The 14,131-nt window shown below is 44.6% G+C and carries 12 protein-coding genes; 8 read left to right on the plus strand and 4 right to left on the minus strand.

Annotated features, from left to right (window positions below; all coding sequences use genetic code 11):
- Positions 1 to 40: 40 nt before the first annotated feature.
- Together A8O25_RS09205 and A8O25_RS09210 are read right to left on the minus strand one after the other, a co-directional pair.
- On the minus strand, positions 41 to 1,063 hold the full coding sequence (locus A8O25_RS09205; protein WP_066833929.1) for a DUF5712 family protein: 1,023 nt from the start codon (positions 1,061 to 1,063) through the stop codon (positions 41 to 43).
- 12 nt (positions 1,064 to 1,075) lie between these two features.
- Positions 1,076 to 1,573, minus strand: coding sequence for a BfmA/BtgA family mobilization protein (locus A8O25_RS09210; RefSeq protein WP_153042673.1), 498 nt, complete (start codon positions 1,571 to 1,573; stop codon positions 1,076 to 1,078).
- A gap of 742 nt (positions 1,574 to 2,315) precedes the next feature.
- Between A8O25_RS09210 and A8O25_RS09215 the strand changes: the two genes are divergently transcribed.
- The 4 genes from A8O25_RS09215 to A8O25_RS09230 all read left to right on the plus strand — a co-directional run bounded on the left by A8O25_RS09215 (position 2,316) and on the right by A8O25_RS09230 (position 6,486).
- A complete protein-coding gene (locus A8O25_RS09215; protein ID WP_066833933.1) occupies positions 2,316 to 3,041 on the plus strand; it encodes a ParA family protein in 726 nt (241 codons plus the stop codon).
- Between the two features lie 4 nt (positions 3,042 to 3,045).
- Entirely contained in the window at positions 3,046 to 3,609 is a 564-nt protein-coding gene (locus A8O25_RS09220; RefSeq protein ID WP_066833935.1) for a hypothetical protein, read from the plus strand.
- A 616-nt stretch (positions 3,610 to 4,225) separates the two neighbouring features.
- Positions 4,226 to 5,167: a replication initiation protein gene (locus A8O25_RS09225; protein ID WP_066834033.1), complete on the plus strand. Its 942-nt coding sequence runs from the start codon at positions 4,226 to 4,228 to the stop codon at positions 5,165 to 5,167.
- 332 nt (positions 5,168 to 5,499) lie between these two features.
- Positions 5,500 to 6,486, plus strand: a complete 987-nt coding sequence (locus A8O25_RS09230; protein ID WP_066833936.1) for a hypothetical protein — start codon at positions 5,500 to 5,502, stop codon at positions 6,484 to 6,486.
- A gap of 779 nt (positions 6,487 to 7,265) precedes the next feature.
- Here A8O25_RS09230 and A8O25_RS09235 read toward each other — a convergent pair.
- On the minus strand, positions 7,266 to 9,227 hold the full coding sequence (locus A8O25_RS09235; protein ID WP_066833938.1) for a toprim domain-containing protein: 1,962 nt from the start codon (positions 9,225 to 9,227) through the stop codon (positions 7,266 to 7,268).
- 85 nt (positions 9,228 to 9,312) lie between these two features.
- Positions 9,313 to 9,693 (minus strand): hypothetical protein, encoded by a 381-nt coding sequence (locus tag A8O25_RS09240; protein WP_066833940.1) that lies wholly within the window; start codon positions 9,691 to 9,693, stop codon positions 9,313 to 9,315.
- A 283-nt stretch (positions 9,694 to 9,976) separates the two neighbouring features.
- On the opposite strand from A8O25_RS09240, the gene A8O25_RS09245 reads away from it, so the two are divergent.
- The 4 genes from A8O25_RS09245 (at position 9,977) to A8O25_RS09260 (ending at position 14,131) form a co-directional block, all read left to right on the plus strand.
- Positions 9,977 to 10,651, plus strand: a complete 675-nt coding sequence (locus A8O25_RS09245) for a hypothetical protein (protein WP_066833944.1) — start codon at positions 9,977 to 9,979, stop codon at positions 10,649 to 10,651.
- 169 nt (positions 10,652 to 10,820) lie between these two features.
- On the plus strand, positions 10,821 to 11,225 hold the full coding sequence (locus A8O25_RS09250) for a hypothetical protein (protein ID WP_082893542.1): 405 nt from the start codon (positions 10,821 to 10,823) through the stop codon (positions 11,223 to 11,225).
- Positions 11,226 to 11,235: 10 nt separating this feature from the next.
- Complete coding sequence (locus A8O25_RS09255; protein WP_066833952.1) at positions 11,236 to 11,565, plus strand: hypothetical protein; 330 nt, start codon at positions 11,236 to 11,238, stop codon at positions 11,563 to 11,565.
- A complete protein-coding gene (locus A8O25_RS09260; protein ID WP_153042674.1) occupies positions 11,537 to 14,131 on the plus strand; it encodes a VirB4 family type IV secretion system protein in 2,595 nt (864 codons plus the stop codon). The genes A8O25_RS09255 and A8O25_RS09260 overlap by 29 nt, the downstream gene beginning before the upstream one ends.

Raw genomic sequence — 14,131 nt, forward strand, 5'->3', positions numbered from 1 at the left:
GAATATTTTACAATTGCAAAATGTAACAGACATAGCGGCTCTAGTCAATTTCAATTTCCCCATTCTTATGTCTTTTCCGTTCTCCTATTTCTTCCGTTTTAGTATCCTTACCTGCGCCTGAGTTCACTGCTCGCTGGAAGGCGTGCAGCAAGTTTCTGACCGGTGCCTTGCTTGCCGTGGGTTGCTCTCTTCCCGTCTGCAGTAGATAATATGCATTATCAATTGGCTTTCCCTGTTGCGCCTTCGTTTCAATCCTTTTCAAGGAGCGGTAAAAAGTTTTGTCAAAATTTCTGCTAACGGCGATTTCCTTTACGCGTTCGCCATCTAGCCTCTGGCTTTTGGGCACATTTCTATTAACATCTTCTACCCGCTCCCCTATTCGTATGGACCTGGTGGCATCCCGGCTTGCATCACGTTGCTTGACCTTAATTTTCTCCTTCTCTTTAGCGGTATATCTGAATTGATGCTCAAACTGCTGCCCTGACTTCCGCTGCCAGTCTATCAGGTCAAACCTGCTCTTGCGCCCATTGGGGTTCAAGGTTATCTTTTGGCTCCTGTCCCGCGCACTGACAATTATATGCACATGCGTCTGCAAGCCTGGACGCTTATCGCCCACCTTTGCCTCTCCAGCTAATACCTCCTTATCTGTACCCCGGTAGCTCCGGTCTTGGTGGATAGTAGCAGCCCATACCAGGTCTTTGGAGGCAAGGCGCTCGTCCCCTTTCAGGTTAAAATTTTGGGCGTATAATTCCATGACCTGCCGGGTATAGGCTTTCAATAGTTGTTCATCATTTTTGATGTGCGTGAGCTCATCTGCACTGGGACTTATGATAAGGGAATAGAATTTAGAATCTTTCGCAGTAAGTCCTTTCACATTGGAGTCAATATCCTGTTGTACCCGTTCAGGCTTTAAACCATCGCTGTCCTGATTAAAAAAAATCCCTAAATCCTCTCTCTCCCTCTTTGCTTCATGAACCAAATAGTTGAGCGTTTGCAGACTGCTGCCATTATTGTCATAGGCTGCAAGACCGTGCGATTTAGGGTTTATCAGTTTTATATACATGACATTCTCCTGTTAGGTATCTGCTTTCGGTTGCTCCGATTTCTTCTTTTTACCAGGTGCAATCTCTTTCGTTGAATCAAATATTAGCTTAAGTTGATTGGTAATAGCACCCTCGTTCTGTTCTCTCAAGGCTTTAAGTTTACTTTTTCCGTTTCTCAACTCTTCATCTTTATACGTGCTCAACACAATCTCCTCCATGCGTAAAACACGGTCAATAGTTACCCTTGAACGTATCAATTCTTCTAACATCACCGATAATAATCCTCTTTCTTGCTCTTGCATATAACCAAATATCCGGTCGCCTAAACGTTTAATATCCTGCATTATCAAAGCACCTTCCCTTGCCTCAATTTCAACTGGATTCAATCCTCTTGTACCGAAATAATTTACGGCAGCATCTAGGTAATCAATCGCAGACAAGCCCAGGCGTTTAGCTTCTTTGGCTAATAAATGATGTGTCACTGCATTAAGGCGTGCACTGGTAGTGCTTGTTTTTTCGAGTTTGCTCATACTATTGAAAATCCCAGTATCTCTACTATACATCTACAAAATATTACTGATTACTAAGCACTTATGTTTCATTCTCTACATTTTTAAGCTCTGCTTAAAAATAAGTGTTTATAAATCAATGCCTTAGCATTGCATTTATAATGCTCTTCTTGCTAAAAGAAAAAACTACCACGCATCGGACTTAGGTTCTTAATAATTAGTTGTTTAGTGAGGTGAACTTGGAAGTGATGGTTACCAAATATTAATGTATTGCAGGTCTTACCACTACTCACTAAACACTTTAATTATTTTATAATATTATAAGATTATAAAATGTATCCTTAATAAAATTAGTAGTTAGAGGATAAGTTATAACAATATAAAATTATATTGTTATAACTTATCCTCTAAAATTGACTGGACTATTATTATAATATTATAGTTTAATATTTTTACATTCTTATAGTAGTATAATTTTATAAAAACATATTTGTATAAGACAATAAAACAATAATGTTATTGTTGCATTCGCCTATATTAGTATAAAAATATAATAATTGTGTTTTATATTATTATAAGATTATTGTATAATAGAAATATAATATTATAAGTTTGCAATGTTATTTTTTTATAATATTATGTGTTTATAAAACAATAACATTATAAAGTTATTTAAATATAATTTTACGCTTTGATAAAGCTATAAACCTATATAATTATAACTTTGTAAAAAGAAGCTAAGTGATTTAGAAAAAAGTTAGTTATGAAAATTATAAGTTTTGCGACCCAAAAAGGAGGGTCAGGTAAATCCACGTTGACCCTAGTCCTGGCAGCAGCGTTGGCAGTAGACTATAAACTTAAAGTGGCGGTTCTGGACTGTGACTACCAGCAAAGCATTGTTAAAACCCGTGTTCAGATAGATGAGGAAAGTTTGCAATTGCTAAAAGAGTCCAACCCGGATGCTACATACCCCTTTGATATTTTTTCAATTGACTTAAATGGAATTTTTGATTTTGTGGATAATCCGGACAATGATTACGACTTAGTATTCATTGATGTACCGGGCCGGGCCGATGGCGATGATGTTTTTAATGCGCTTACTGCCTGTGATGCGGTCATAGTTCCACTAGTTGCTGATTATCTGGATAGGGCAAGTACGGCTGAATTCATGCACATCCTGCAAACGATTAAAACAGAGGCGGATAAGGCGGAAATACCTTTTGAGTATTTTGGCATTTCCACTAAGCGCTCAAACAATAAGGAGGAACAGGAAATGGATGATTATGTAGATGCTTTGGGATTAGCACGTTTTAAATCCTCCCTTAGCTACCGGGCAGCTTACAAGCGCGCATCTACTCTGTACAGCCTGACAACACCCGCTTATCTGCGCTATGTAGGTGGAGATAAAAATGTCTCCGAAGAAATACATGCGGTCTGCAATGAATTAATTGAACGCATGGAATTACCCGTAAAATCTGTAACAGAATAGGAAAATGGCAGAACAAGAAAATAACGGCAATAGCCAAAGCGAGAAAAAAGAGGTTAAAAAGCAAGGTGCGCCAAAATTCGGGAAAGCACGCATCGTGGTTCCCCAAGCTTCACGCGAAGCAGCCCGTTCAAACATGGCCGGGGAGGCGATGGTAAAAAGCATGAAGACGGAAACGGCTCCAGTTGCTGAACCGGATACACCGGCATTGGAAATTACGCCATTAGTTGACATGGGTGCCAAGGGTGAGAGTAGGGGGGAAGAGCGGGCTGAAAATAATTCAGCCCGTGAGCCGGTGGATGCCGGGAAGTCTGCCTCTCCCGCTCCAGAAGGAAAGAAAGCTCGCGCCGCTGCAAGGAAAGCAGCCCCAAGTGCTGAAAATCAGCCAGAGGAAACCAAGAATGTCAGGCTGCTGAGTTCTCTATGGTTGGACGCAAAATTCAACCTGGTGCAGTTGAATGGAAGTGGTGGCCCATCCAATCTGACAGATTATGCTGAAGAGGCATTCAGATTGTATGAAAAACACCTTCTTAAAACAGGTAAGATCAACAGATCTCGAACAGATAAATAATCTGCGGTTATAAGTAGTTACCAAACCTGCACTTTTATCCAATTAATGCCCTTATTCTATAACTTAATTAAGTTAAAGCTAGGTTTCATCAGCCAAAAGCTAGGTTCTATCAGTAAAACCGGGCTTTTCCCTTCCTAATGCTAATTGTTTTAGCATCTAGTATAATAGAAGGTCTCTCTACTGATGAAACCTAGCTTTTAATGTTATTATTTATATTTTTTATGCTTAAAGTACAATCTGCGCGCCCAAACCTCCTACTTTATTGGATTTTTTTGTTGCTTTCTTTCCCACTTTTTTTACATCTGCTCCAAACCAAACCTCTAAAAGCCTATTTTTTTTAACTACAAGTTTGTAGTATTTATGTTATTTGTTTAGTATTTGCAGGAGCCATAAGAGATTGGTTCCCTGCTCATTAAGCGTACTTAAAGCTAGGTTTTATCCGTTTAAAGCAAGGTTTCATCAGTCAAAAGCTAGGTTTGATAGGTGAGAAGCAAGGTTTGATAAGCGGAAAAGCAAGGTTTCATCAGTCAAAAGCTAGTAGAGTTTTAGAAACTTGCTTTTCCTTATAAATTTTCTATATTTGACCGAAAGTTGTGCAATTACTAGTTGGTGGACAATGGCAAAAGGGGTAACAGAGGCAAAAGAACCGCATAAATTGGAAATTAGGCAACATAACGCTATTACAACGGCGCGTTATGAGATGTCAGCTATAGAGATGGATATTTCGTTTTTCCTTCTTTCCAAACTGCGTGCCGATGACAAACCTGGTACAAAATACCAAATTTCTGTGAGGGAATTGCAGGAAGTCACTGGAAGACAATGGCACCATGGCCAATTTCTGGAGGCGACATCTGCACTTAGGAGCCGGGAATATGTCTTTGAGGATAATAAAACCGTTTTACAGGTGGGGTTATTAGCTTCTGCCTTGCATAGAAAAGGGGAGGGGTTGATTGAACTTGAAATCTCTGAGAACATAAGGCCGTACCTGATAGACTTAAAGAACAACTTTACCAGCTTTCAGCTCCAGGCGGCCTTTATGCTACCCAGCAAGTGGGCTAAACGCATCTATCAGATTGCAAGTCAATGGAAGGACATCGGAGAAACCAAGATATACTCCATAGATGATTTAAAGGTAATCTTGCACCTAAAAGACCCCAAAAACAAGGAAAAGGAGCAATATTCATCCATCTCCTTGTTTAAAAAGAACGTTCTCGATATTGCTGTGGAGCAAATCAATAAATTCACCGACCTGAGAATAAGCTATGTGTTGACGAAAAGAGGCCGGGTTTTCACGCATATCCGGTTCTACGTGAACAAACAGACGATTCAGCAATTACCGTTAGCTTTCGATTTGCCAACCGAAGATGTAAGGAGACAGAATGCCCGGACTATCCTGGACGATTTAAATATTATCGAAGAGAAACTGGTTAATAGAATCTTGCAGGACGAGAATTTACTGAACAAGCTTTTCCAGTTCAACTATAAATTGAAAACTGACAAAATTAAAGCCACATCCAATCCCGGGGGATTATTCCTAAAAATTGCTGGTTTGGTCTAAAAGCTAGGTTTCATCAGTCAAAAAATATGCGCATTGGTAAATTAGCAACGGCCAGGGTACAGAATTTACAAAGTACAGGAATTATAAATTTTGACCGTCCCGCCCTCCGGGCGGTCAATGGCAGCTGCTTTTTGCAATTGCAGACTGCCAAGGCCAAAAAATGAGAAATTGTTTCTCACAAAATAAACATAGGTTTTACTGGATGTAAAAGAAGGCCAAAAAAGGGGGTATTTTTTGTTATTTTATGTATCTGTTAATATACATTAACGTATAATATAATATACATAGAATAGCAATTGCAAATCATCATTCACCTTTAAACCTAGGAAACCATGTCAACTCAAAGCACAAACCTCGATAAAGCTACTTCATGGGACAACATCTGTTTTCCGGTAAAAGAAGAAAAATTGCAAAGCCTTTTGCCTGACAACTACAATCTGCTGCCGTCGGACAGGCAACGGGCTATCGTCGGTACTATGCCGGACGGTACACAGCATATATTTGCCCTGCAAAGCGATGAATATACGCTGATTCCTAATCAGCTTCTGCGCTCGGTGGTGGACAGTGTGGCAAAAGATTACACGGTTGATGCCCGATATTCAACCCGTGGGGATTTCAGCATTAATGTTATCCTTCCTGACAGCCTGAAGGTGGGCAATGAGCGGATATATAAGAACTTAATTATAAACAATTCATATACTGGCAAAAGCCCTTTCAATATCCAAGGTTCGTCCATTGAATCAACGAACGAAGAAAAAGTAAAGGTTTCCTATTATCGGCAAATATGTTCCAATGGCCTGATGGGCTGGGCAGATGAATTTATGTCCTTTGAAGAATATTTTAGCTGGCTGGCCAATGGTCAACCTAAGAAATACCTGGATGCTTTAAAGGAAAAAGTAGAACACGTGAACATTGAGAGGATTAGAAAAGAAGAAAGAATCCTAGCGGAAACATTCCATCACAAAGGGCTGAACCTGGAAATATTCAGGGAACATTTAACTAAAATTCTGCGGAACTTCATAGCGCAGAAAGATTCAGTTACCGGCACGGTATACAATAAACTGGTAGGGGTGGCCATGCCTACCGATGCCGACATTCAAAAAGTTATTACCGAAGCCGGTTTACCAAAGAAGCTGGCCGCCCTGGCCGTGGAGCGGTTAAGGTTTGAGGAAAAGGAATTGGAAACCGAAGCGAATCTATGGTTGGTTTACAATGCTGCGAACTTTGCCCTTTTTAACGGAAAATCTGCCTTAACCATAAACGAACGCTTCAAAGCTGACCAGAAGGCTTTTAATAATATTGCGGCAATGGCTTTATAACTAAAAAGAAATTCACAGAAATAGGTGGGGCCAAGAAATCCTCACCTATTTTTTTGCCTAATTGGGAAGGGCGCTTTTGCAATCGCAAGATTTTTCAAACCATTTTTTCCCTACCGCCCAACTCTTTGCAAATGGTGGGTTCGCTTTATCTGCGAACCCACCATTTGCTTTCTTCTTCCTTTCTGGAAGTGGGGGAGGGACGCTGTATGCAGCGGGATGCGGGTCCATGGAGTAAAACGGAATGGTTCCGCATCCCGCTGCATACAGCGTACCCGGCTTCTTCAATAACCCCCTTCCGGCCTTAGCCGGTGTTCCATCCGTATGGTGGGTTCGCCTTTTCTGCGAACCGGCCATACTCCATTTACAAGGCTCCTGGGTATAGGGTAGGGGAGTACGGTGTAAGTTAGGGCTGCTGGCTCCGTTAACCTTCACCAGCAGCCCTAACTTACACGGTGCTCCCCGGTTTTCCGGAAGAACCCGCGTTAGGGATACCGGCCACTTGTCCGCATAAAACTGGATTTTTCAGCCAGTTTTATAGGTGGCCGCCGTAGGGGAGTAGCCCGGCCGCCAGGCAACGCCCAAGATATTGATTAATCCTTAAAATACTCAAACTGCCACGACAGGCATTTTTTTTAAAGGGCGGTAGGGAAAAGTAATTTTGGATACTCTCTACTATCTCGATGAACCTAAATTAAAAAGCCTCTCTAGATTTAGAGAAGGCTTTTAGAATGACATGGTTTTCGTTATTTGATACGGCTTAATAAATCTAACCAGGTTTACTACCTCGTTATTTCTTGCTGGGAGAGCCTATGGTTCTCAACTTTTCCCGCTATCTCCCGTCTTTCGGCACGGTCTGAATGATGCTCAACCACATCATTCCCTTTTTGGTTACCTATTGCGTCCAAAGTCTTGGATATCCTGCCTATTTCCGGGTCATCCGTCCGGTAGGCAACTTTCATTTCTGAGTGCCTCAGGCCATTAGTGGACGTACTCTGAATATCGCCCACCTTTGCCCCACTCCGTTCCACCGTATCTTTCACAGCCTCTGCCTGGCCTTTCACACCCGTCCCCTTATCTTTTTCCTCCACTTTAATGATTAACTCCTTTTCAGAACCAGGCCCAGCCAATTGTTCCTTAGCCGGTAACAGCTGACCAGCATCCGTTTTGGCCGGAACCACACTTGATGTTTCAAGAGTTGTTTTACCCTTTTGGCCTTCTTTAGGCTGCTGCCGTCTCTCCAGGGTGTCGTTGGGCTGCTGCACTTGCAGGAGGTGCTGGGCTTGTTCCAGGCGTTGGGATTCCGCTCGAAGCTGTTCTTTCTGTAGCCGCTGCGCCTCACGCTCCCGCTCATCTTGCGCGGCCTGTGCCTGGATCTCTGAAGTGGTTAATCCCTGAGTAGCTAGTTCCAAATCACGGTTGTAATCTTTTGCGATTGGATATTCTACCCGGATGAAATTTACCGGGTGCCGTTCCTGCTCCGGGCGAAGCTGCTCGCGTTGCCGGTAGAGCTCCTGGCTGATTACTTCCAATTGGGCCGTATCGGCCTTAGCTACGCTAAGCTTTATGACCGTGTCCTTTTCGGTGGAGCGTTGCACCTTCATTTCAATACTCGGCTCTTCCTGTACCGAATTGATACGGTCCACCTGGCGGGTTAGATAGTTGACGCGTTCGGCCCCTTCCTGGCTGTTTTCATGATGGTACTCCACCCGCAAATTAGCATGGTACCTCCCGGCGGTAGCGTGCCATTGCACCGGGCGGCTGGCCTCACGGTAAGCCTCCTGGTTGGCCAATTCCTTGAATGGTCGGGCAGGCTGCAGATCATTCAGGTAATTGATATTGAACCTTCTTCCCCCCACATCCCTATCATCGGCCAGTATTACCTCCTGGGGGTTTTGCTTATCGATGACTCGTTGGATCAAAGCCGTCTGTCTTTCGGTTACAGTTCCGGCAGTGGCAATGTACATGGTATTCTTACCGTCATTTTTCAGTTGGTGGTAACTCATGGAATCGATGGCGCTTTCATTCAAAACCAGCCTTTCAATAGGAGTTCCTTTGCCCTGGGTAGGGTGGGAAACCCAAATGCCATCCTTAGGTAGCTCCAGCAGGTTTTTATAGCCGGTGTTCTTCTGTTCCACACTGGCCAGCCCATGCTCATTGTAAAGGGGAAAAGCGGTATTCCGGAACCCGTGTTCGTTTTTCTCGGTCGTGAATACCCGTCCTTGAAAGGCTGGGCTGTCCAGGGTTTCGTCTGTGAGGGAGCGGCTATAGAGGTAAGTCCGATCAGTTAACTCTCTTTTCACGCCTAATACCTCTGAAATCAGTCTGGTTCTTTTTTCTTCCTCTATTTCCGCTTCAGTGGCTGTTTCCCCCTGCTCCTTTGGCTTTCCCTCCAGCCGGGCTGGAACAAGAGCTGTAGCATAGGCTTTTTGTGGCTCTGGGTATTCATTCAGGTATTCGCGCAGGTGTTGCCGTACTTCCCCCAGGTTTTTATGCTGCCTGGTTTTCACGAAATCGATGATGGTACCTTTATCGCGGTCATCACCTGGGTTGAAATACACCTGCTTATCGTCTTTCCTGCTAACGATAATATGCTCCCCCCCATTTTCCAGGTGCTGCCAATCGTCGCGCTTTCCCTGCGCTTTGATTTGATAACCTTGCCTCAGGGCATATTCCACTAAGTCTATCCGTTCCTTAAACCGCTCCAGTTCCTGCGGATCATTCTCCAAAACTTGTCGTTCCATGCTTGTATGAGCTTTTGATAATCCATAAAATACAAATAGCGGGTAAACCCGCTATACTCTCCAATATGAATACCCTTCCCAGGCTTTAGTGGGGCGGGGCCTTAGCCAAGCTATCAATATAGGCAAGCTGCTCTTTAAACTTACCTAGTTCCTCCTTACCCGGGAAAAGGAATAGATAACGGTCTTCTTCACCGTTGGATAAAGGGTTTCGGGAAGCAGTAGTTTCAAATGAAAGTGCTGCCAAAATCCTTTGCAAGAGAAGGTGTTCCTTTCTCTTCAGGGTACTGTTCTTAAGATTCACGACGGTGGTATAGGGAAATAAATATTGCTTACAGAAAGCCTTTACCTGCCCATGCCCTAAGAGCTTTAACCGGTATTGAATATAGCGTAGTACATCTGCATATAATACAAACAGGCTAGGGTCCGGAAACCCTAAAGGTTGAACGGATTCGGTTGTAGGAACCATTAAGAACTATTTCAATTGTTAACCTAAGAGCGCTTCTCTGCTATGGGGGGGTTAGCAATTGCATCCTTATTATAGATACCTACAATATATATTATATTTTTTTACAAACTAAATAATTCCCTCAAAATCACATCACTATAACTATTGAATCACTATGTGTCAATTAACGGATAATGTTTCCTAGAGTTTGCCGCCCTCTATATTAACAAAAAAATAACTTCTTACTAACTTTTGAATATGTTTTGTATAACTATCTATTTTTTTTCCCGTTCAAGGGAGAAATATGCCGCAGGAGACCTTCATTATTGGTTTAGTGCTAATCCCAATGTTATTGTTGGTGGCCTTGCTCTTGTGGCGGTTTTATGGAAATGGTAAAGAGACACGGAAAACGATAAGGAAATCAAGAACCGGTAATTATAGGCCACTCAGAACGTATCGATATGAAGTCCGGGATTTTGTAACAACGGTGGGCGAATATCAGGAAACTGACCCCGGATCTTCGGGCACGTTACTGGATGAATTATTAAGTGAGGAAGAATACCTAGATGATATAAGCATGGCGGAAACGCCTGTTAGTTGCGATGATAGCCGTGATACCCCATATACCGATTCCGGAATCAGTCCGAGCACTGCCACGGAACATACTGACTCTTTTGCGGCTGGCGGTAAGGAGGAAAGCTCAATGCCTGATGGGAGAAAGACCTTTACCCATGATGTATTTCCGGAGATTGGGCAAAGCGATAGCCCTGCCCAATCTCTTTACGACAACCCCCTTACGGCACCAGCACCAACTGACAACGATAAAAAGAACAGGGAAGCGGAAATCGCCTTGAAAAGGCGGAGGAGGTCGGAATTGAAAAACAACACTTCTGCTGCCCAATCCGGCTTCAACGCATTGTTTTCACCGGAATCACCGGTTAAAAATGCAGTAGCCAGAAAAACTGCTGACAGTGAATAAATTGACAACTAAAGTCTTTTAGCGATGGCCTTAGAACTCACACTTCCAATTACTTATTCAGAAAGTCTCCCTTTCGCCCGCTTTGGTATTCCAAAGTTTATAAAAACGGCTTCCTCAGGGATTAAGCAACCCTTTTATATATCAAATTAACTAAAGCTAAATACAAAAAATGTTTACTGAGACCTACAAAAGGAGTGCTGGCCTGGTGGCGCAAATCTCTAGTTCGATTCATTCGCTTGTGCTTTCTGGCCGCCAATACGAGGCCTCTCCCTGGGAGAAAAGGATGATGGCTACTGCTATGGGTTTAACCCTGACGAACGGGGCAATGGCCCAAGGCGGTACAGCAGCTGCTTTAGAGGGGGTTCAGGAGACCATCATCACCATTGTCCAGGTTGTTTTCTCCATTATTCTGGTGATTGGATTGATCCGGGTCGTGATGAAATTCGTCAACGGGGCACCGGATGCCCTTTCCTCCTTAGGATGGCTGGTCGGCGGGGTAATCCTTTGGTTTGGCTTCCAATTCTTCAAAGACGACTTGGTAGGGACCGTAGGCGGAGAAGGAGGGGTACGATAACGCCTGCTATATGCGCTCTTACAAAAGTATTGAAAAGCCGGCTCAGGTCCTTGGGATGAACATCATGGACTTGGGCTTGGTGGTCGGTCTGTTCATCGGCTCGGTGCTGTTGCTGGGTTTTCTGAACATGATGGTGCCTATCCCGCGCCTGGTTTATTTGGCTGTTTTCCTATTGGAAGTAGGGTTGATTCTAGTAATGCGGTTTTTAACGAAAACCCATCCTCCCGGCTTCCTGATAGGCTGGCTTTCTTTCCATTTCGTGCAGCCCCGGCGCATCGCCGTAGGCCTTGTCCCCCCAGTGAAGAGAAAAGATGAAAAAGCAAAAAACGGTTCCATTTAATAACGTAATGCCGGTCCATTCCTTTGAGGATAATAAAGTTATTTTCAAAGATGGGCGGGTAGCGGTTGGGTTCGTAGTCGAACCGGCGGAGATGGAGGCCTGGACCCAACAGGATTTTATCTCATTCAACAATGCTTTGCTGGGGGTATTAAAGCCATTGCCAATTAATACGATTGTCCAGAAAACGGATGTTTACTACGACCGCCCATATCGGGAAGACAGGAAAGAACAGACCTATTTTGAAGGGAGAATGAACAAGCATTTCTTTGAACGGCTGGTTCTTTTCCAAAAATCCTACCTATTCCTGAGCTTTGCCCCGGCGGAGGTGAAACCGATTAAAACCAATGCCCTCAATGCCTTGGTTTCCCGCATGGGGGAATCCTTGATTAAAAATCCGTTTGAAAACCTGCTCCATACCCTGGAAATCGCCGAGGCGGTTGCCCAAGAGTTTTCAACTGCGTTATCGGGAACGGGGGAAGTGGAGATTATGCGCATGGGCTCGGTGGAAATCAGCGACCTCTACCATCAATATTTTAACCTCAATTTTGACTTTGTGCCCCGGCGGCAGGAACGTGAAATTCTGAACGAGGTAGGGACGCTGGCTGTGGGAGAGAACAAAGTGAACGTCATCTCCATGGTAGGGCAGGGCAGTGAGCAACACCCTGCCGTTCGTAACAGCTATGGGGTAACCGCACCGATGCTCTACCCACTTACAAACGCACTGCAGTTCCCACATATCCTGACACAGGCCTTTGTCGTGCAGGATACCAGGGCCGCACTTTCCACCCTGGACACAGACCGTAAACTGAATAATTCGCTGTCGAGGCTAGCCACGCAGGACAACCAGCTGCGGGCAATAGAAATAGAGGAATTTACAGCCGAGGTAAGAGCGGAGAATAAACAGATAGTAGGCTTACACGTTTCTGTGCAGGTCTGGGAATCAAACGACAATATCCGGAAAGAGAACATCGAGAAAACCATGGCCGCTTTCCGATACATATTCGGAACGGAAAGCGTGGTGGAATCGCATCTGTCCTTGCCGCTGTATTTCGGCCTGTTACCGGGGAATGCGTACCAGATACCGGACAGATGGCTGACCACTACCTCGGACCGGGGTGTATGCTACATGCAGTGGACGGCAACCTATAAAAATGACAATGTAGGGGAATATTTCTGCGACCGCAACCGAAACCTGCTGCAGGTAAACCTGTTCAACACCGACCTGGACAATCAGAATGCCATTGTCATCGGGCCTTCCGGCTCCGGTAAAAGCTACACATTCGGCTACATTGTCGTGCAGCGCCATGAGCGCAAGGCGCGGCAAATCCTGATTGATATTGGCGGTACTTACCGTAACGTGGTGCAGTCGCTGAATGGGGTGGATTTCGAGAACACGTACTTTGAGTATGACCCGGAGAACCCGATAGAATTCAACCCGTTCCTGGTGCCCCGCTCCCCCGACGGGAGGAAGTGGGTCTATAATGACGAGAAGATAAATTTCCATTTGGCGCTACTGGCGGTTTTGTGGAAAGGAGGGGCGGACAGTGCGCCGCTGAACAAGTCCGAAAGGGCGATTCTAAGTCGCTTTTTGATTCAATATTACACGTACCTGAATGAGGAAGGAAATGCTGGGCAAACCGACGAGGAAATGCCTGGTATGGCAAGCTTTGTACGCTTTGTACGCAGGTTTGATAAGGATATGCAGGCTACCCCTGCCACAGCGGACGGTAGGGAGGAAATGCGCAGCCAGTACAAAAAGGACATGAATTACTTCGATATTCACCAATTCTTCCTAGTGTTGGCGCAATTCACCGAAGGAGGCCGTTACGAGAAAGTTCTGAATGCCCAGCAGGACGTGGAGTTGTCCGAACACCGGCTTATTTGCTTTGACCTGGCTAAAGTCAAAGCGGACCCGGATTTATATCCGGTCGTAGCCATGCTCATTACCGAGCTCTCTCTGGACCTGTTCCGCAAATTCCCGGACGACATCAAATACATTGCCCTGGACGAAGCCTGGGCAATGCTTTCCGGCGGCGTGATGGAAGACTTCATTGTTTCCATGTACCGCACCATACGGAAAACCAACGGTTCGATTACCATTATCACGCAGGGGATTCAGGAAATCGTGGAAAGCAGAATAGGCTATGCGCTGATTAATAACAGCTCCACCAAAATTATCCTGCGGCACTCGAATCCGGACTCCCTGGCTAAACTACAGACCCCGCTGGGCTTCACCAACCACGAAATGGATTTAATCAAATCCGTCCGTTCTACAGCTGATTTCCGGGAGTTCTTTATCAAACAAGGCACCAAGGGGAAAGTGTACATCCTGGAGGCTGCCCCGGAACTGGGGGCCATCCTAAGTTCCAAACCCGTGGAGCGTAATCACCTGAACCGCTTGGTGAAGCGGTACCAGCAACAGCACAAGCGGTTTGCCATGGATAAAAATGGCAAGGTGAAAATGGAAAATGGCTACCCTGTTTTTGAGACGTTCACCGAACAGCGATTGGATTATGCTGTGGAGCAATTCACGGAAGATAAAAGAGCGGGCCTATTAGGTAAATGA

It is taken from the genome of Rufibacter ruber, from assembly GCF_001647275.1.
GTDB classification, from domain to species: Bacteria; Bacteroidota; Bacteroidia; order Cytophagales; family Hymenobacteraceae; genus Nibribacter; species Nibribacter ruber_C.